Genomic DNA, 18339 nt, shown 5'->3' with positions numbered 1-18339 from the left:
GACAGCGATGAACGAGCACCCCGAGACCGAGGCCATCGCGATCCCCGCAGGCCCACCCCTTTCGCCGCCTGCCGCGCCTCCCGCCGCGCCTGCTGCCGTGCCTCCTGCCGTCGCGCCAGCCTCCGCACCGACCGAGCGCATCGCGGTGCGCAGCGGTGAGCTCGCGGGTGGGAGCGACGATCCGGGTGAGCTGGGCGCGGTCGGCGGGCGGACGGCATACGACCCGACGTTCCAGACCCCCACGGAACGGGACCCGCGACCGAAGACGCTCGAGGACGGCAGTCCGCGACCCTACGTCACGATCGTCCTGCCCTGCTACAACGAGGGCGCACACGTTCTCCAGGAGATCGACCGCATCACCACGGTGATGAACGCGAGCGAGTTCTCCTACGAGTTGCTGTGCATCGACGACGCGTCCACGGACAACACCCTCGAGGTCCTCCAGCAGGCGGCGCGGGACTTCGCGAACCTGCGGATCATGCCGTTCCGCCGCAACGGCGGCTCGGGCACGGCTCGGCGCATCGGCACCCAACAGGCCCACGGCGAGATCGTCGTGTGGACCGACGCCGACATGACCTACGAGAACGAGCGGATCCCCGACCTCGTCCGCATCCTGCGGGACGACGCGAGTTACGACCAGGTCGTCGGCGCCCGCACCACCGAGGAGGGCACGCACAAGTGGGCGCGCGTCCCCGCGAAGTGGTTCATCCGCAAGGTCGCCGAGTGGCTCACCAAGACGAAGATCCCGGACCTCAACAGCGGTCTGCGGGCGTTCCGGCGTGAGGTGTCGCTGCCCTACCTGCGGCTGCTGCCGGCGGGCTTCTCGTGCGTCACGACGATCACGATCGCGTTCCTCAGCAACCAGCACGACATCAAGTACGTCGAGACGTCCTACGCCAAGCGCGCCGGCGTCTCGAAGTTCCACTTCGTGCGCGATGCCTACCGCTACATCCTCCAGGTGCTGCGGATGGTCATGTACTTCGACCCGCTCAAGGTCCTCATGCCCCCGGCCCTGTGGATGATCGTCATCGGCTTCATCAAGGGCATCGTCGACATGGTGCGGCACCCGTTCTACTTCCCCGCGTCGACGGTGCTGCTCATCGTCAGCGGCATGATGATCGCCTCGCTCGCCCTGCTCTCGGACCTCGTCGTGAGGTCAAGAGACGGTGTCTGACAGGGATAACTCGGCTGCGCTCCGCCTCGCCGTCGTCGGTCCCACCCACCCCTACAAGGGGGGAGTGGCGTCGCACACGACGGAGCTCTGTCACGAGCTGGCCGAGGCCGGGCACGACGTCACCCTGGTGTCGTGGAGCCACCTCTATCCGTCTCTGCTGTATCCCGGAGAGCAAGCGGTGCCGGGCGGCGCACCCGATGTCGAGCCGTTCCCGCGGACGATCCGCGCGCTGTCGTGGGCCCGCCCCGACACGTGGATCCGCACCGGCCGACGCCTGCGCGACATGGACGCGATCATCGTCGTCCACGTCATCCCACCGGGCGTGCCGTCCAACCTCGCGGTCCTGCGCGCGGCCGGCGTGGGGCGTACCTCGAGTTCGGGCAAGGGTCCGCGCTCGATCGTCATCGCCCACAACGTCCTGCCGCATGAGTCCCGCCCGGGCGACCGCCAGTTCATGGATTCGCTCTTCCGCCGAGTGGATTCCGTTGTCGTGCACTCGGATTCGCAGGCCAAGCTCGCGACCGAGCTGGGGGCCGCGCACGTCCGCGAGCTCGACCTGCCGCCGCACCTGCCCGGTGGTCCTCCGGAGCCGCACGTCGAATCGAAGGGTCCCACTCGGCTGCTCGCCCTCGGCATCGTGCGCGACTACAAGGGCGTCGACCTTCTCCTCGACGCGATGCTCGACGTGCCCGACCTCCGCCTCACCATCGCGGGGGAGATGTGGGGCGACAGTGGTCGACGCGTCAAGGAACTCGCGGCCGACCCACGACTGGCCGATCGCGTCGAGGTCCACAGCGGCTACGTGCCCGCCGACCGAATCGCGAGTCTCATGGCCCGCCACGACGTCCTCACCCTGACCTATCGTCACGCCACCGCCTCCCAGAACGTCCTCATGGCCCGTCGGCACGGTCTGCCGGTGCTCGCCACACACGTCGGCACCTTCGGTGGCCAGGTGCGCGACGGCGTCGACGGCCTCCTCGTGCCGCCGAACGACCGCGACGCCCTCGTCTCCGCGCTCGAGAAGCTTTCCGACCGCGCGTATGCCGGCCAGTTGCGTTCCGAGGTCCGCCCGCCGGATCTGTCGGGGCCTTGGGCGCACTACGTCGGGGGCATCGAGGCGCTCGCGTCGGCCGAGTCGGATGCCTCGCTCGGCGACGATGCGTCCGTGGCGGTGCCGCCCGACACCGCGGTGCAGCGGGCCAAGGACCTCGTCACGGCCGCACGCCTTCGTCGTCGCCGCCGGCTGACGCTGCGACCGGCGGACTTCCCCGAGTGGGTGCGGGCCTCCGACGTCCTGGCCCTCGACACCGACGCCCTCGACGCCCAGGCACTGGCCCGGGACCTCGGCCTGCCGCGGTCCTCGGACGCCGTGGCTGCGTGGTCCGCACTCGGCGCCGTCGCGGCCGTGCTGCGGATCCGGGACGATGGCCGCCGCGGTGCGGTCATCGTCGACGAGTCGGGGACCAAGAGCCCGTTCTCCCGGTGGGTTCGGGCCCTGGGCTTCGAGCCGGTCGAGCTCGAACTGACCGGTCGCCGCACCTCGGTCGAGGTGCTCGACGTCGACACCGCCAGCCTCGACGTCATCGCCCGCATCCACCCCGGTGGGTGTGGCGCCGAGGACATCGACCACGCCGTCGGCCAGGCCTCCTGGGCCCTGAACTCCGGTGGCCTGCTCATCGTCACCTTGCCCATCGGCGAGGACGACCCCGAATGGGCCATCAGCCCCGCCGACGTCCGCGGCATCATCGCCCGTGCCGACGACCTGGGCCTTGTCCTCGTCGGCGACTTCGACGGCGACGTCACCGACCGCATCCGTGAGGCGTCGGCGTCGGCCCGCGAGGTGCGCGAAGCGCAACCCGAGGGTCGGCGATCGGGCGCGGCGACGGCATACGGAATCCTTCGACTCACGTTCCGTCGCAAGTGACGCGCGCATGTCCCTCGTGAAGCGCACGTCGCTGGTGAAGCGATGACCCGCAAGCGGCTCCTCGACATCGTGCGGATCGTCATCGCGCTGCTCGTGCTCGCTGCCGTGACCGTTGCGGTGTGGCGGAACTGGACCGAGGTCTCGGCCCACCTGCGCACGATCCCGGCCCGGACCTTGGCCGGGGCCTTCGGACTGGCGCTGCTCGCGCCCATGTTCTCCTTGCTCGGGTGGCGGGTCCTGCTCAATGACCTCGGCACCCGGCTGCCGCTGCCGGCGAGCGCGAGCGTGTTCTTCGTCGGCCAGCTCGGCAAATATCTCCCGGGCTCCGTCTGGAGCGTCGTCGCCCAGGCCGACCTCGGTTCGCGACTCGGGGTTCCGCGCCGGCGGATGGGCGTCGTCGGCCTTCTCTCGATCCTGCTGTCGGTGCTCACCGGCGCGATCGTCGGCATCCCCGCAGTGCCCTTGTTCCTGGCCCGGACCGGCGAGGTGAGGTCGCTGTGGTGGTTCGCGCCCGCGATCGTCCTGCTCCTGCTGCTCTGGCCACGGCTGCTCAACTGGGGCATCGCCAGGTTGCTGCGGCTGCTGCGCCGGGACCCGCTCGAGCACTCCCTCACGGCGCCCGCGATCGCCCTCACCTCGCTGTGGTTCGTCCTCGCGTGGCTCAGCGCCGGGCTCGCCATCCTTGTCCTCTCCCACGCCATGACTCCGGAGACACCCATCCGGGACCTGTTCGTCACATCGATCTGTGGGTTCGCGCTGGCCTCGGCGATCGGGATGTTCTCGGTCTTCGTGCCCGCAGGCGTCGGCGTGCGTGATGGCGTGCTGGCGCTGCTGCTCGGCGCGCTCATGCCGTTCTCGGCGGCGATCGCCATCGTCGTCATCGCGCGGTTCTTCTCGGTGATGGCCGATGTCGCGGTCGCTGCCCTCGGGTGGGGCTGGGCACGCTCGCACCACCTCCTAGGATCGAGAACATGAGGCGGCAGGCATGAGCGACAAGCCACGCGAGGAGCAGCTCGCCTACTCCAACCTCATGGGCAAGATGCTCGACGAGCAGGCCCGCCGGCAGAAGGCCGCGAAGCTCATCTCCGTCATCGCACACGGACTCGGTCGCACGGACACGCGCGGCCCAGAGGGTGCCGGCGAAGGCCCGCTGACCGGGCTGCGCGCGGTCGACGTCGGCTGCTCGGCGGGATTCATCGCCGACGAGCTCGCGCTTGCCGGTGCGAAGACCACGGGCGTCGACATCGACGAGCCCGGGCTCGCCAAGGCGCGAGCTCGCTTCGGTGACCGGGTCGACTTCCGGCTCGCGCGGGGCGAGGACCTGCCGTTCGAGGACGGGTCCATCGACGTCGCGGTCCTCAACCACATCTATGAGCACGTCGTCGACCCCGAGGCCGTCGTCGCCGATATCCACCGGGTGCTGGCGCCCGGGGGAGTGCTCTATCTCGGGATCGGCCACCGCTGGCAGATCATCGAGCCGCACCACCGGCTGCCGTTCCTGTCGTGGTTGCCGCAGAGCGCCGCCGATCGCTACATGCGGCTCACCGGCAAGGGCGAGCACTACTACGAGCACTACTCAACGCCGGCTGGGCTGAAGCGGATGTTCGCGGCGTTCGACGTATGGGACTACACACTGCCCGTGCTCGCCGACCCGGAAGCCTTCTCCGGTGGAGACGTCATCCCCGCGTGGGTGGGCAAACTGCCCGAGCAGGCCCTCGCCGCAACGCTTCCGCTCGTCCCGACCTATGTCTGGTTGGCGTTCCGCTCGCCTGCTCGACCCGCCGGGCCGGAACTGCGGGTGGCCCCGCGGCACGTTTCGCCTCCTCGCCACCGATGATCGAGCGGGATCCGTGACGTCACCAGAGCACACGCGGACCTTCCGCCCGAGCCGCCCGCTTCAACTCGGGGCGGTCGTCTCCACCTTCCGGCGGGGTGCGAGTGATCCGACCTCGTGGACCGATCGCGGCCGAACCTGGGTCTTCGCCTGGCGCGCACCCACCGGGCCGGTGACCTTGCGGCTCATCGATCATCCGCGGCTCGGTGAGGTCGAGGCTCACGCCTGGGGAGCGGGGTCGGAGTGGATGCTCGATCGGCTGCCGCTCCTGCTCGGAGAAGCTGACGACGACTCTGGCTTCGTCGCCCACCATGACCTCGTCGCGGAGGCCCATCGACGCTTCCCCGGTTGGCGCGTCCCCGCCTCGGGCCTCGTCGTGCAGGCCCTGATCCCGACCATCATCGAACAGCGAGTGACCGGCAAGGAGGCGTTTGCGGCATACCGAATGCTGGTGCGCCACAACGGAACTCGCGCACCGGGGATCGGATCCGAGTTGGGGTTGTTCGTCCCTCCGGAACCGAAGGAGTGGGCGCTGATCCCGTCCTGGGAATGGCTGCGTGAGGGGGTCGACGGGGCGCGCTCACGCCCCGCGGTCCTCGTCGCCGGTCGCGCTGGTCGCCTGGAGGAAACCGTCGGTATGCCGTCACTCGAGGCCCGTCGTCGCCTCGAGAGCGTGCCCGGGGTGGGCCGATGGACGGCGAACGAGGTCGCGCATCGTGCGTTGGGGGATGCCGATGCCGTGAGCTTCGGGGACTACCACGTCGGGAAGAACATCGGGTGGGCGCTGACGGGCAAGCCCATCGATGACGCCGGGCTGGCCGAACTGCTCGAACCGTATGCGGGACACCGCTATCGAGTGCAGCGTCTGCTGTCCCTCGCGGGTCCGACCATGCCGCGGCGCGGGCCGAGGTTCACGCTGCCGACGCACCTGCCGGGTCGGGGCTGACCTCGGGCGGTGGTCCGCCCGCCGAGAGGCGCCCTTGTCACTCGGGAACGAAGGACGCGGGGAACTTCGGTTCCCGCGGCCGTGATCCGGAACCGGCCTCCCCACCTAACTTCGGTGTCCGGTCGTCCTGCGGCCGCCGAGACAAAGGAGTCCGAGCCATGCCCTTCCTGACCCCCGATGCACCCCCGGTGGACCCAGCGGAGTTCCTCACCCGCCCGCGCCAGGAACGGCTTCGCCTGTTGGCGACGTTCTGGGCGGAGTACGGGTTCGGGACGCCCAAGATGGTGCACACGATCTATATCGTCAAGCTGCTCGTGCTCTACATCGGCGGTGGCGTGGCACTCGCGACCCTCACCTCTGACGTGGGCGGGATGTTCGACGTCGGCTCGTGGTGGAACGAGCCGATCGTCTACCAGAAGCTCGTGCTGTGGACGCTCTTCCTCGAGCTCTTCGGGATCGGTGGCACGTGGGGGCCGCTGGCCGCACACTTCAAGCCCATGACCGGCGGCATCGCCTACTGGGCACGCCCCAACACGATCCGGCTTCCTCCGTGGTCCAGCTGGATCCCCTTCACCAAGGGTGACAACCGGTCGGTCTTCGACGTCGTGCTCTACCTCGTGACGCTGGCCAGCTTCCTGTTTGCCGCCGTGTCCGGTGGCACGACGCCGGAGGGGTTCAGGCACGTGATGGTCGACCCGCGGTTCATGGCCGTTGCCGCTCTGCTCCTCGTGCTGTGTGGCCTGCGCGACAAGACGCTGTTCCTCGCGGCCCGCGGAGAGCAGTACCTGCCCATCCTGCTCATCTCGGCGCTCGCCGGCAGCCTGTTCACCTTCACCGACGTCATCGTGGCGGCCAAACTGGCCATCGTCTCCGTCTGGGTCGGCGCCTCCGTGTCGAAGATGAACGCGCACTTCGTCAACGTCGTCCCGCCGATGGTGTCCAACGCACCCTTCGCGCCGAAGTTCATCAAGAGGGCGCACTACCGTTCCATCCCCCAGGACCTCAAGCCGTCCGGGCTCGCCGCGTTCATGGCGCACGTCCTCGGGACGACGGCCGAACTCGTCGTCCCGCTCGTGTTGCTGTTCAGCACGAACTGGACGCTCACCCTTGTGGCCGTCGGTTGCATGGTGGCGTTCCACCTCTTCATCACCCAGACGTTCCCGTTGGCGGTGCCCCTGGAGTGGAACATCCTCTTCGCCTACATCGTGATCTTCCTGTTCGCGGGGTTCCCGGCCGGTGAGGGATTCGGCGTGACGGACTTCAGCGCCGGGTGGATGTTCCCGGTCCTGGTGGTCGCGCTGGCGTTCTTCCCGGTGCTGGGCAACCTCCGGCCCGACCTCGTCTCCTTCCTGCCCTCGCTCCGCCAGTACGCCGGCAACTGGGCCTCGGCCACGTGGGCGTTCGCGCCGGGCGCCGAGGCCAGGCTCAACGAGCTCACCAAGCCGGCGAAGAACCAGATCGACCAGCTCATCGATGGAATGGGCTACGACCCCGACGTCGCAGAGATGACCATGCAGATGACCCTCGCGTGGCGCTCGATGCACAGCCAGGGCCGCGGGTTGTTCTCCGTCATGCAGAACTACCTCGGCGACAACTACGAGACCTACTCGCTGCGCGAGGCGGAGTTCTGCTGCAACTCGATCATCGGCTGGAACTTCGGTGACGGGCACCTGCACGACGACCAGCTCATCAACGCCATTCAGAAGCGGATCGGGTACGCACCGGGCGAGTTCGTGGTCGTGTGGGTCGAGTCGCAGCCGATCCACAAGCCCACCCAGGAGTACTTCGTCATGGACGCAGCCCTCGGAATCGTCGAGCGTGGCACGTGGCTGGTCAGCGACTGCGTCAAGGAGCAGCCGTGGCTGCCCAACGGGCCGGTCCCCGTCACGGTCACATGGCGGCACCCGGAGTACCACCCTGCGCACGCCACCGCAGCTCACGCCAACACAGTTCACACCGACACAGTGATCGGACGGAGCGAGGCATGGCCCACGCACTCCTGACCACTGCCGTTGCCGGGATTCCCTTCGCTCGAGCAGCAGCCGACCCCCACGGCATCGCACTCCGCCACGACGATCGCGACCTCGACAACGCCACGTTTGCCGCCGACGTCCAACGCCTTGCCGCCCACTTCGGGTCGCTCGGCGTGGCTCCCGGCGACACGGTCGCAGTCATGCTGCCGAACCGTCCGGAGATCGTCACCACGATGTTCGCCGCTTGGTATCGCGGGTCGGCGATGACGCCGATCAACCCGGCGCTCACCGACGACGAAGTGCGCTACCAGCTCGAGGACTCCTCGAGCGCGGTGCTCGTCGGTGATGACCGTGGCCGAGGGCTCGCCGAATCGCTGGGAATCGCCTGGGTCGACGTGTCACTCGTGCACTCGACCGGGCAGGACGCGGCTTCCGAGGTGGAACGCGACGAGGAAGCCCTGGCCCAGGGCTCGGACTTCGCGCTGATCATCTACACCAGCGGAACGACCGGCAAACCCAAGGGAGTGCTCCTCGATCACGACAACCTCGACTCGATGAGCCGCCAGCTCATCGAGCACTTCGCCCTCGGCGCCGAAGACCGGAGCCTGCTCGTGCTCCCGTTGTTCCACGTGAACGGGTTGGTCGCCAGCGTGCTGTCGCCGTTGCGGGTCGGCGCCGAGGTCGTGGTGGGACCGCGCTTCTCCCCGGAGACGTTCTGGGACGTCGTCCAGGCGCATCGACCGACGTACTTCTCGGCCGTGCCGACGATCTATGCGGTGCTTGAGGCCCGGACGGTTGGCGAGGTCGACACGTCCTCGTTGCGGTTCGTGATCTGCGGCGCGGCGCCCATGCCGGCCGAGCTCATCACCCGCTTCGAGGAGCGGTTCGGGGTGCCGGTGGTGGAGGGCTACGGGCTGTCCGAGGGCAGCGTCGCGTCCACGATCAATCCCATCACCGGCCCGCGCAAGCCCGGCACCGTCGGTATTGCCCTGCGCGGGCAGGAGGTCGCGGTGGTATCGCCCGAGGGTGAGCCGGTGCCGGTCGGGGAGCGAGGGGAGGTCGTGATCCGGGGCGCCAACGTCATGCGGGGCTACCTCGGCAGGCCCGAGGAGACGGCGCGTGTCGTGCGCGACGGGTGGCTGCACTCGGGCGACGTCGGAGTTCTCGACGAGGAGGGCTACCTGCGCATCGTCGACCGGATCAAGGACATGATCATCCGTGGCGGCGAGAACATCTATCCCAAGGAGATCGAGGAGTGCCTCTACCGGCACCCTGCCGTCCTTCAGGCCGCCGTGATCGGCAAGCCGGACCCGACCCTCGGCGAGGTTCCGGTGGCATACGTGTCCACCCAGCCCGGGATGGTCGTCACCGAGGACGAACTGCGCGGGCACTGCGAGGCGGGCCTTGCGCGCTTCAAGGTTCCTGCCGAGTTCCACGTTCGTGACGAGTTGCCCACGAACTCCGTGGGGAAATTGGTCAAGGGTCCACTCCGGGCGGAGCAACGATGAGCACGGCAACCTCTCCCACGATGGTGATGTCCGGCGGAAGCCGGGGGATCGGTCTGGCGACGGTGTTGGCCTTCGCGCGTCGCGGCGGCAACGTGGCGTTGTTGGCCAAGACCGATCAGCCCCACCCTGCCCTTCAGGGAACGATCCACACGGCCGTCGACGAGATCAGGGCCGCGGGCGGCGGCGCCGTCGGTGTCGTCGGAGACGTCCGCTCGGAGGAGGACGTCGCCCGGTTGGTGGAGACGGCCGTGGGCGAATTCGGCGGGATCGACGTCGTGGTCAACAACGCCAGCGCCATCCACACGGGTGGCACGAGGGACACCCCAGCCAAGAAGTTCGGCCTGATGCACGACGTCAACGTGCGCGGCACGTGGCTCCTCACGACCGCGGCCCTCCCACACCTGCGCGTCTCCCGCGGCACGGTCCTGACTCTGTCTCCACCTCTGAATCTCGCGCCGCGCTGGCTCGGTGCGCACCCGGCATACACGACGTCGAAATATGCGATGACGTTGCTGACCCTGGGGTGGGCCGCCGAGTTCGAGGCCGACGGAGTCTCGAGTGCCTGCCTGTGGCCGGAGACGCTCATCGACACCGCGGCCGTGCGCAACGTCGTCGGGGGCGAGGAGGGTGCGCGCTCGCCCGAGATCATGGCTGACGCGGCGATGGCCCTGCTCGACTTGCCACATGAGCAGAGGACTGGCCGAGCCTTCATCGACGCCGAGGTGCTGCGTGGCGCCGGTGTCGCTGACCTGAGCAGGTACGGCGCGCATTCGCTCACCAAGGACCTGTTCGTCGACTGACCGCACGACCGATCGAGCTCTGGGAAACTGCATCAATGGTCGAAGTTCACACCCCCGCGACAAGCGCCGACGAACTCGTCGTCGCGGTTGCCGCACGCCTGCACCCGCAGGTCGACGCCCTCACGTCGAACCTGAGAGTTCGGCTCTCCGACCGCATCCCCGAACTCGACGGTGACGGCCCGATCGTCGACCTGCTGCACGCCAGTATCGAGGGCAACCTCGAGAACATCCTCTACTCCCTGCGGCACCGCATCGGTGTGGAGGGCGTCGAACCGCCGTCGGCGGCCTACGAGTATGCGCGCCGGCTGGCGCAGCGGGGCGTGCCCGTCAGCGCCCTGGTGCGTGCCTACCGGTTGGCGCAGCAGCACCTCCTGGAGCTGGTCTTCGACGAGTGCCAGGCGATCGAAGCCGAGCCAGATGTCCGAGCCGACGCCTATCAGCACATCATCGTCGCGCTGTTCGACTACATCGACTGGATCTCCCAGGGCGTGATCAACGTCTATGAGAGCGAACGGGAGCGCTGGCTCACGGAACTCACCAGTGCCCGAACCGGTCGGGTGGAGGACCTCATCGCGGGTCGCGTGACGGACGTCGACGCGGCCGAGAAGGTCATCGGCTACCGGCTGCGAGTCCCGCACCTCGCCGCCATCCTGTGGGTCCCCGAGACCGGGGCCCAGCAGGACCAGGTCTCCCGCTTCACTCGCTCTGCCGCGATCATCGCCGAACACGTGGAGTCCAGACGCTCGCCGTTGGTCATCCCGCGGGACCGGGCCAGTGCTTGGGCGTGGTTCGAGGTGGAGGAGAACTGTCGGATCGACGGGGACGTCCTCTTTTCGTCGTTGGCCGCAGTGGGCGGGCCACCCGTGCCGAGGGTGGCCTTCGGTCGCACCCAGACCGGAGTTGCCGGCTTCCGGGCCACCCACCAGCAAGCCCTTCAGGCCCAGCAGGTCGCCATGGTTCGCGATGACCCCACTCATGCCGTGACCTGTTTCGACGAGCCAGGCCTCAAGGTGGCGGCGCTCCTCGTCAGGGAGCTCGACACCACGCGGACCTGGGTGCGAGAGACCCTGGGGGATCTCGCTCGAGCCGACGAACACCACGAGCGGCTGCGCCGCACTCTGCTGCTCTTCTTCCAGAACGACAGCAGCTATACCGCGACCGCCGACGCGATGTTGATGCACAAGAACTCGGTCAAGTACCGCATCGCCTCGGCCGAGAAGGCGCTGGGCCGGTCGATCAGTTCGGATCGCCAGGCGATCGAGTTGGCGCTGACTGCGTGCCACTGGCTGCACCCGGCGGTCCTGATCAGGGATGAGTGAGTTGTTCGTGATGACCAAATGCTGGCCATGGATTGCGTCGTGCAGGCCATGGAGCAGCGTGGTGGCGGGACCGTAGGTTCACGCCATGGCAAACGCACTCGTGATCGGCAGCGGACCCAACGGGCTCGCCGCTGCGCTTGCTCTGGCCCGTGCAGGCGTGTCGGTGACGGTGCTCGAGGCTCAGGATGACATCGGGGGCGGAACGCGAACCGTGCAGCCTTTCGGCGACGGAATCCTCGTGGACCACTGTGCAGCCATCCACCCGATGGCACTCCAGTCGCCTGCTCTGGCGGGCCTCGACGCCTACGGTCTGACGTGGGCGTGGCCCGAACTGGACGCAGCACACCCGCTCGACACTGGCCCTGCTGGTCTCCTGCACCGATCCGTCGAATCGACTGCGGTGGGGCTGGGCGCCGACGCGTCACGGTGGCGGATGCTCTTCGGTGGGCCATCACGCACCTACGACAAACTCGCCGCTGACGTCCTTGGCCCGGTCGTCCACTTGCCGCGACACCCGCTGCTGCTGGGACGATTCGGTGCTCCCACCTTGGTGCCGGCCGCCATTCTCGCCAAGCTGTTCAGCACCGAGCAGGCGCGTGCACTGTTCCTCGGGACGATGGCGCACGCGATGCGGCCCCTCACGGAGATCCTCTCCTCGGCCATCGGCCTGGGCATCCTCACGGCGGGCCACCATGACGGCTGGCCGGTCGCTGTCGGTGGCACGCAGGCGATCACGACCGCGATGGCGAAGGCGCTGGCCGACCTCGGCGGCAAGATCGAAACCGGCGTGAACGTCACGTCCCTCAGACAGCTCCCGCGCGCCGATGTCGTCCTCCTCAATCTGGCACCACGGGCCGCTCTCGCCCTCTATGGCGACGAGATGCCGACCGCGACTCGCCGTGCCTACGAGCGTCACCGGCACGGGCCGGCCGCCTTCAAGGTCGACTTCGCTGTCGAAGGAGGCGTCCCTTGGAAGGACGCGGAAGTGGGGCGTGCCGGCACGGTTCACCTCAGCGGCGGGGCGGCCGAGATCGTCGCGAACGAGAAGGCGGTCGCCCGCGGGCGGTTGCCCGAAAGGCCCTTCGTCCTCCTGGGGCAGCAGTACCTCGCCGATCCCTCCCGCTCTCGGGGGAACGTTCACCCGATCTACAGCTACGCCCACGTCCCCGCGGGGTACGACGGTGATGCCACGGAGGCCGTCATCACGCAGATCGAGCGATTCGCCCCGGGCTTTCGCGAGCGCATCCTCGATCTGCACGTCACGAGTCCCGGTCAGTTCACCGCAGCCAACGCCAACTACATCAATGGCGACATCCTCACCGGGTCCAAGACCCCCGCAGCGCTCGTGTTCGGACCGCGTCCCGGCCGCAACCCCTACCGCACGGGCGTTCCCGGCGTATATCTCTGCTCTGCCGCTGCGCCGCCGGGACCGGGTGCGCACGGCATGGTGGGGTTCCGAGCCGCCCAATTGGCGCTGCGGGATCTCCACGTTCACGCGGACGCCGCGTTGTCGACCTCGGCCTAGCGCCCGGCTGCCCGTCCGTCAGAAAGGTGGCGGCTCGGGCTGGGCTGGTGAGGGTGGCGCGTCATCGCGGTAGCGGGCAACGGCGTCGATGAGGATGGGGGGCTGGAACTCTCCCCAGTCGGGGCGTGAACTGGGCTGCGGGGCAGGTCCGTCGAATGCGACCACGTGGTCGAGTTCCAGCAGGCGCTGGAGGGTGAGTTCGAGGAGCGTCTCGGGTCGCGCGGGGTCTTCTGAGAGAAGACGGCGCAGGATCCTCGGTGTGATGCGGCCGGGCGCCCCCTGACTCGCACCAGTCCTGTCGCTCGTCGCCGATGTGGTCTCGTGCGGGGCCGCCACCCTGGTCTCGTTCATCGGCAGGCCGGGATCCACCGGATCATGGTTCAGGCGGTCGAGGTGATCGACGGGGTGGGTATCGGTGCTCCGACCGCCGGGGTCGCCCCAATGCACCACGCCGTCCGGGTCGAGTCTGGCGCTCCAGCCGGGGAGTTGCTTGATGCGGTGGTGACGTCGGCACAGGCACATGAGATTCGTCGCGGTCGTGGGGCCGACTGGCCACGCCACGACGTGGTCGATGTCGCACGAACGCGCAGGAATCTGGCATCCGGGGTAGCGGCAGTGACCGTCCCTGAGCCGAATGAGGCGTTGCAGGGCAGGGGAGGGTCGGTAGCGTTCCTCGACCACCCCCAGTGCCGTACGGGGCGGTGGGTCGGAGGTGAGGTCGCAGGGTGCGAGGGCCTTGGGAACGTGCCCTCCGATCAGGGCACCCGTATCGGGGTGGCAGGTCAATGCGGTCGAAAGTCGTAACCGAACACGTGCGGGGAGTTTGCCGACGTCAACCACGGTTGTACCTGGACGATTCAGGCCGCCGAGTTCGACCACCCCACGGATCGCACGCCCAGCCAGTCCCGACATGGGCTGCGCGCCACCTGCTGCCTTCGTGGCACCCGCCGCGGAAGCATCGGCGACGCTCGTGATCGTTCCGTCCGGGTCACCCACCTGCGCGTCGCTCACACCCGTGTCACTCGCACCCGCGTCATCGGCTGCCAGGTCAGCCTCGCCCTCGCTCGCTGCGGACTCGGCGTGCGTCGCGTGCAGGTGAATCGTCACGTCAGCACGCTGCAGGATCAGCTGCTCCAGAGCGTCCAGCCGTGCCTGTTCGAGGGTGAGTTCACGATCGGCGCGCTGCAACTGGCGGGCGAGCTCGTCCACCGCCTGCCACATCACCAGGGACTGCTCGACGGGGACGAGTCCGTTCCATAGGTCGGCTGCGGCGGACACGCTGCGCCGAGTCAGCGCTCGCTCCTTGATCGCCTTCTCCTTGGACGCCGCGGCCACCTCGGGCGCCAGCCTCTGCACGAGCCGACGCGTTCGCGCCCCCAGCGGGCCGGCCGTCTCGCTCCACCCGCCCGGCCCGTCAAACAAGCCCAGAAGTCGGTCGACGATCTCCCGCGCGATGTCGTCGTCACACGGCATGACCTCGCGGGTGATGAGCTGCGCTCGGTACGCGTCCAACTCGCCCGAACCCATCGCGTCGACCAGACGCGGGGTCACGGTCACCTGGTGCACTGCTACTTCGACGCGACCCGCTGCCACGGGCACTGACACCCCCATCCGGGGAGCGATCAGCGAGGCGGTGTCATCCGCGATGAACCCCAGCCCATGGCGCTTCCATGCCCACCCGGACTCTGCCTCGTCGTCACGCAACTCGTCGTGGGCGGCGAGGTGCGCGATCGCGTGGGTCTGAATCCCACTGGCGATGTTGATGACCTGTTGGGACTGCTCGACCACGGTCAGCAACGCGTCCGCGTCGAGCGAGCCGGCCGCGGATGACGACGCGCTGGCAGGCGCAGCGATGGCGGCGTAGAGGTCCGCCATCGCTGTCTTCACCGCCTCGATATCCATGACCCAAACGTACTCGAACACACGTCCGATCACAAGGCTTCGGGGCGTGAATTCTGTTCTGCCACAAGCGAACACGCGCAAGTCCAAGGACCCAGGCCACACGTCGCCCCACCCGCAACAAGCAGTCAAACAGAGACGTCTGACAGCCTCTCCATCGACGCCAGCAGGCCCGCGAGGGGCGCCGGAATCGATTCGTCGGCGAGGGCTGCGGCCATGGCTCCCGCGAGCAGCTCCTTGCGCCCTGATGTCGTGCCGACGAACCGCCGCAGCTGGTCCCGCACCGGCCGCCCACGCCACACCAGTTGTCGAGTGAACCCCTCGAACGTCGTCCGTAGCTCCACCTCGTCGAGCACGGCCAGCGTTCCGTCGACCCCGAGGGCGCGCATGAGTTCGTCCTCGAGATCGCGACGGCAGATCTGGAACCCCAACCGAGGCAGCTCCTCCACGGTCACCTCCACATCGATCCCCAGGGCGACACTGTGCGCCGCCACCCCGCGCGCGAAGTAGTGCGCCTCCCGTTCATCGCACAGCCCGATGACGCGGGGGAGCGCTCGCTGTTCCGCGGCGAGACCGAGATACCGACGGACGTTCGTGGCGCCACCCATGTCGATGAGTTCGCACGGCTCATCCGCGGGCGCGACACCCCGCCCGGCCCGCAGCGCCCGCACGGCAGCGACGTCGCTCGCACCCTCGAGCAGCACCCACGTCGCACGGATCATGCCTACGAGGGTCGCTCACGACCCCGCGTGGTCGCCACACATTTCGAGCCCAACCTTCCGTATGCCGTCCGCCCGCCTCCCGCACCACCTCCCGTCCTGGTGGGAGGGACCTGGTGGTTCAGCGGGGGCTGAGGCGCGCAGTCACCGTGTGTTCGGCGGTCGGCTCGGTCGTGAAGTCAACGGTCAGGTCCTCACTTGCCCCGGCGACCTCGAGCCGCTGGGCCAGGCGCCCGAGCGCATAGGCGTCGGCGGCGCCAAGGGTCACCGTAGCTATCGGTGCGGTGTCGCTCGGGTCGGTGCTGGTTGGGCGGGTGTCGCCCGGGTCGGTGTCGCCCTGGTCGGTGACCTCAAGGTCCACGCTCGCATCCTCATCGACGAAGAGCGTCAACGCCACCACGCGGCCCACCCGATCGGCGAAGGACTCAGGACCCACCGAGCGGATCCCCACGGCCTCGGACTCCGCAGTCCCCGGAGCGACGCCCAACGCGGCACGCACCGCCTCGACGTGACCCTTGGCGAACCAGTCGGCCGGGCCGGTGCGCACCAGCCCTCGTGCCCCCACGGCGTCACGTTCGGGCTCCACGAACCATGAGTCCGGCAGCCCGCGAACCACCACTGCCGCGACCCCGTCGGCCTTCCCCTTCACGAGGTCGGCCGCGGCGGCAATCTCGTCCGCGACCGCCCGCGAGGTCACGGACATCACCCGCCCGTCCGCATCCTCCGCACCTCGATGGTCCAGCAGCACGGTCAACCCCGCCGAACCCAGGGCGAAGTCCGTGAGCCCGGCCCGCCACGGCCGCCCCGCCGTATCGCTGAGGACGACCGCGAAAGGCGTGCTGGACGGCATACGGGACAAGGAAAGCAAGGCCGTGCGCAACTCGCGCGCGCACGCATCGGGATCGCGAGGCAAGAGCAGCAACGCGCCCGAGGGGCCGGTGTTGGAGGCATCGATCCCTGCGGCAGCCATCACCGGCCCAGCCGCGGACTCGACGACCCGAGTCACCCGGTCATCCACGACCCGCTCGGCCACCACTCTGGTGGACTCCACGAGCACCAATGCCGACTTGTCAGTCCCAGAAGCGGTGAGCCCCAACGCTTTTGAGATCACCTTGCTCGACACGACGACGACGTCGCCTGCCGTCACCGGTCCGCCAAGCGCCCCCACGAGCAGCCCAGCCACGTCGTCGCCCACCACGACCTCGGGTACCCCGAGAAGGGGCACCACGGACAGAGGCCGAGTCACGAGCGCCTCACTTGCGCACGCGCTCCGCAAGCGCCAGCAGCGACGCCGCCATCCGCGCCGTGGCGTCCACGTCGGTCATGAGCAGGTCCTCCGAGTGCACGGCCGTCTCGACCCCGCGTACGCGCACGCCGGCATCGGCCGGGTCCACCAGCCACCCGTCGAGGAAGTCGGCATAGAGCCCAGCGACGGCAGCAGCGGTGGACTCCACCCCGATCGCCGACAGGCACGCATCGGCGTGCCCACGCACCGGCCGCCCCGAAATCAACGGCGAGACACCCACCACCGGAGCCTGCGACCCCCGCAGCGCGTCACGCACGCCCGGCACGCCGAGGATGATCCCGATGGACACCACCGGGTTCGACGGCGGGAGCACGATGACGTCGGCCGAGCGCAACGCCTCCAGCACGCCGGGTGCCGCCGCCGCACGATCCAGACCCGCGACGACGAACCGTGACGCCGGCACCTCGGCCCGAAGGCGCACCCACCATTCCTGGAAGTGCACCGCCTGCTGCGAGCCGTCCTCCGCGTCCAGGACGACGTGCGTCTCGACCGGAACGTCCGTCATGGGGAGCAGGGTGATCCGCTGCTCGGGCAGTCCCCAGCGCGTCGCCAGGCGCCCGGTCACCTCGGACGCCGTGAGCCCCTGGGCCAGCCACTGTGACCGGACGATGTGGGTACTGAGATCAAGATCACCCAGGGTGAACCACTGCGGGACGGCGCCGTAGGCGGCCAACTCGTCCTGGACACGCCGTGTCTCGCCGGCCCGTCCCCACCCTTGCTCCTCGTCGATTCCGCCGCCCAGGGTGTAGAGCAAGGTGTCGATGTCGGGGCACACCCGGAGGCCGTAGAGGCTGATGTCGTCACCGGTGTTGGCGATGACCGTGAGCTCGGATTCCGGTGATACGGCGTCAAGATGGGCTCGCAGGCCGCGCAGGAACCGTGCTCCGCCGACGCCGCCCGCAAGGGCTGTGATTCGCATGGGGGTCAGTCTGACCCACCCGCAAAATCGCGCGACACGCCGGTCCGTCTCAAAAAAAGACACCCGATATCAGAACTCCGCTTGACGTACGGGGATGACACGCGTGTAATTTCATCATTGTGTCCTTGGGAAGTTCTTCCCTCGTTCGGGGGAACCCTGGACACAGAGTTGGGTCGCAAGGGTCGAGGAGGCAGCGATGCACGAGTTGACGTTGATCGACGCCATGGTCGAAGAGGAGACACAACTCTCCTGGCAGGAGCGCAGTCTGTGCGCACAAACGGACCCGGAAGCGTTCTTTCCGGAGAAGGGCGGATCCACCCGCGAAGCCAAGAAGGTCTGCGTCGGGTGTGATGTCCGGTCCGAGTGCCTCGAGTACGCACTGGCCAACGACGAGCGTTTCGGCATCTGGGGTGGACTGTCGGAGCGGGAGCGTCGCAAGTTGAAGAAGCAAGCAGTCTGATGGGGCGTACGCCCACCCCATGACGCTGACGAC

Annotated in this window: 15 protein-coding genes; 11 read left to right on the top strand and 4 right to left on the bottom strand. The window is 68.6% G+C overall.

Annotation, left to right across the window (positions count from 1 at the left end; genetic code table 11):
- Positions 1–7 precede the first annotated feature (7 nt).
- The 10 genes from N802_RS11205 to N802_RS11160 all read left to right on the top strand — a co-directional run bounded on the left by N802_RS11205 (position 8) and on the right by N802_RS11160 (position 13003).
- Entirely contained in the window at positions 8–1174 is a 1167-nt protein-coding gene (locus tag N802_RS11205) for a glycosyltransferase family 2 protein (protein ID WP_035916164.1), read from the top strand.
- Positions 1167–3098 carry a glycosyltransferase family 4 protein gene (locus N802_RS11200; protein ID WP_035916162.1) on the top strand — a complete coding sequence of 644 codons (1932 nt, stop codon included), beginning with the start codon at positions 1167–1169 and terminating at the stop codon, positions 3096–3098. Before N802_RS11205 ends, N802_RS11200 begins: the two co-directional genes overlap by 8 nt.
- Positions 3099–3140: 42 nt before the next feature.
- Positions 3141–4073: a lysylphosphatidylglycerol synthase domain-containing protein gene (locus N802_RS11195; protein ID WP_035916160.1), complete on the top strand. Its 933-nt coding sequence runs from the start codon at positions 3141–3143 to the stop codon at positions 4071–4073.
- 10 nt (positions 4074–4083) lie between these two features.
- Positions 4084–4935: a class I SAM-dependent methyltransferase gene (locus N802_RS11190; protein WP_035916158.1), complete on the top strand. Its 852-nt coding sequence runs from the start codon at positions 4084–4086 to the stop codon at positions 4933–4935.
- Positions 4936–4948: 13 nt separating this feature from the next.
- Positions 4949–5878, top strand: a complete 930-nt coding sequence (locus N802_RS11185; RefSeq protein ID WP_035916154.1) for a DNA-3-methyladenine glycosylase family protein — start codon at positions 4949–4951, stop codon at positions 5876–5878.
- 158 nt (positions 5879–6036) lie between these two features.
- The gene (locus tag N802_RS11180; protein ID WP_035916150.1) at positions 6037–7881 is read left to right on the top strand and encodes a DUF3556 domain-containing protein; all 1845 of its coding nucleotides are present in this window, start codon (positions 6037–6039) and stop codon (positions 7879–7881) included.
- The gene (locus N802_RS11175; RefSeq protein ID WP_035916145.1) at positions 7863–9359 is read left to right on the top strand and encodes a class I adenylate-forming enzyme family protein; all 1497 of its coding nucleotides are present in this window, start codon (positions 7863–7865) and stop codon (positions 9357–9359) included. Before N802_RS11180 ends, N802_RS11175 begins: the two co-directional genes overlap by 19 nt.
- Entirely contained in the window at positions 9356–10159 is an 804-nt protein-coding gene (locus N802_RS11170) for an SDR family oxidoreductase (protein ID WP_035916143.1), read from the top strand. The genes N802_RS11175 and N802_RS11170 overlap by 4 nt, the downstream gene beginning before the upstream one ends.
- A 35-nt stretch (positions 10160–10194) precedes the next feature.
- A complete protein-coding gene (locus tag N802_RS11165; protein WP_052109832.1) occupies positions 10195–11478 on the top strand; it encodes a PucR family transcriptional regulator in 1284 nt (427 codons plus the stop codon).
- 85 nt (positions 11479–11563) lie between these two features.
- Positions 11564–13003, top strand: a complete 1440-nt coding sequence (locus tag N802_RS11160; RefSeq protein ID WP_035916142.1) for a phytoene desaturase family protein — start codon at positions 11564–11566, stop codon at positions 13001–13003.
- Between the two features lie 18 nt (positions 13004–13021).
- Here the strand turns inward: N802_RS11160 and N802_RS11155 are convergent, their stop codons facing one another.
- The 4 genes from N802_RS11155 to cofD all read right to left on the bottom strand — a co-directional run bounded on the left by N802_RS11155 (position 13022) and on the right by cofD (position 17846).
- Positions 13022–14905, bottom strand: a complete 1884-nt coding sequence (locus tag N802_RS11155; RefSeq protein ID WP_156971369.1) for an HNH endonuclease signature motif containing protein — start codon at positions 14903–14905, stop codon at positions 13022–13024.
- Between the two features lie 125 nt (positions 14906–15030).
- Positions 15031–15624, bottom strand: a complete 594-nt coding sequence (locus N802_RS11150) for a hypothetical protein (protein ID WP_035916137.1) — start codon at positions 15622–15624, stop codon at positions 15031–15033.
- Positions 15625–15742: 118 nt separating this feature from the next.
- Positions 15743–16867 carry a coenzyme F420-0:L-glutamate ligase gene (locus N802_RS11145; protein WP_035916133.1) on the bottom strand — a complete coding sequence of 375 codons (1125 nt, stop codon included), beginning with the start codon at positions 16865–16867 and terminating at the stop codon, positions 15743–15745.
- Between the two features lie 7 nt (positions 16868–16874).
- Positions 16875–17846, bottom strand: coding sequence for a 2-phospho-L-lactate transferase (gene cofD, locus N802_RS11140; RefSeq protein ID WP_035916131.1), 972 nt, complete (start codon positions 17844–17846; stop codon positions 16875–16877).
- A gap of 196 nt (positions 17847–18042) precedes the next feature.
- On the opposite strand from cofD, the gene N802_RS11135 reads away from it, so the two are divergent.
- On the top strand, positions 18043–18306 hold the full coding sequence (locus N802_RS11135; protein ID WP_035916127.1) for a WhiB family transcriptional regulator: 264 nt from the start codon (positions 18043–18045) through the stop codon (positions 18304–18306).
- The last annotated feature ends 33 nt before the right edge of the window (positions 18307–18339 follow it).

Origin of the sequence: Knoellia sinensis KCTC 19936 (genome assembly GCF_000768705.1) — a bacterium.
Lineage (GTDB): Bacteria > Actinomycetota > Actinomycetes > Actinomycetales > Dermatophilaceae > Knoellia > Knoellia sinensis.
This window is presented reverse-complemented; position numbering and strand designations above follow the sequence as displayed.

Excerpts from the sequence above, each read along its gene's own strand:
- N802_RS11205 (WP_035916164.1), top strand. The coding sequence starts at position 8 with ATGAACGAGCACCCCGAGACCGAGGCCATCGCGATCCCCGCAGGCCCA.
- N802_RS11195 (WP_035916160.1), top strand. The coding sequence starts at position 3,141 with ATGACCCGCAAGCGGCTCCTCGACATCGTGCGGATCGTCATCGCGCTG.
- N802_RS11190 (WP_035916158.1), top strand. The coding sequence starts at position 4,084 with ATGAGCGACAAGCCACGCGAGGAGCAGCTCGCCTACTCCAACCTCATG.
- N802_RS11180 (WP_035916150.1), top strand. The coding sequence starts at position 6,037 with ATGCCCTTCCTGACCCCCGATGCACCCCCGGTGGACCCAGCGGAGTTC.
- N802_RS11175 (WP_035916145.1), top strand. The coding sequence starts at position 7,863 with ATGGCCCACGCACTCCTGACCACTGCCGTTGCCGGGATTCCCTTCGCT.
- N802_RS11170 (WP_035916143.1), top strand. The coding sequence starts at position 9,356 with ATGAGCACGGCAACCTCTCCCACGATGGTGATGTCCGGCGGAAGCCGG.
- N802_RS11165 (WP_052109832.1), top strand. The coding sequence starts at position 10,195 with ATGGTCGAAGTTCACACCCCCGCGACAAGCGCCGACGAACTCGTCGTC.
- N802_RS11160 (WP_035916142.1), top strand. The coding sequence starts at position 11,564 with ATGGCAAACGCACTCGTGATCGGCAGCGGACCCAACGGGCTCGCCGCT.
- N802_RS11155 (WP_156971369.1), bottom strand. The coding sequence starts at position 14,905 with ATGGATATCGAGGCGGTGAAGACAGCGATGGCGGACCTCTACGCCGCC.
- N802_RS11150 (WP_035916137.1), bottom strand. The coding sequence starts at position 15,624 with ATGATCCGTGCGACGTGGGTGCTGCTCGAGGGTGCGAGCGACGTCGCT.
- cofD (WP_035916131.1), bottom strand. The coding sequence starts at position 17,846 with ATGCGAATCACAGCCCTTGCGGGCGGCGTCGGCGGAGCACGGTTCCTG.
- N802_RS11135 (WP_035916127.1), top strand. The coding sequence starts at position 18,043 with ATGCACGAGTTGACGTTGATCGACGCCATGGTCGAAGAGGAGACACAA.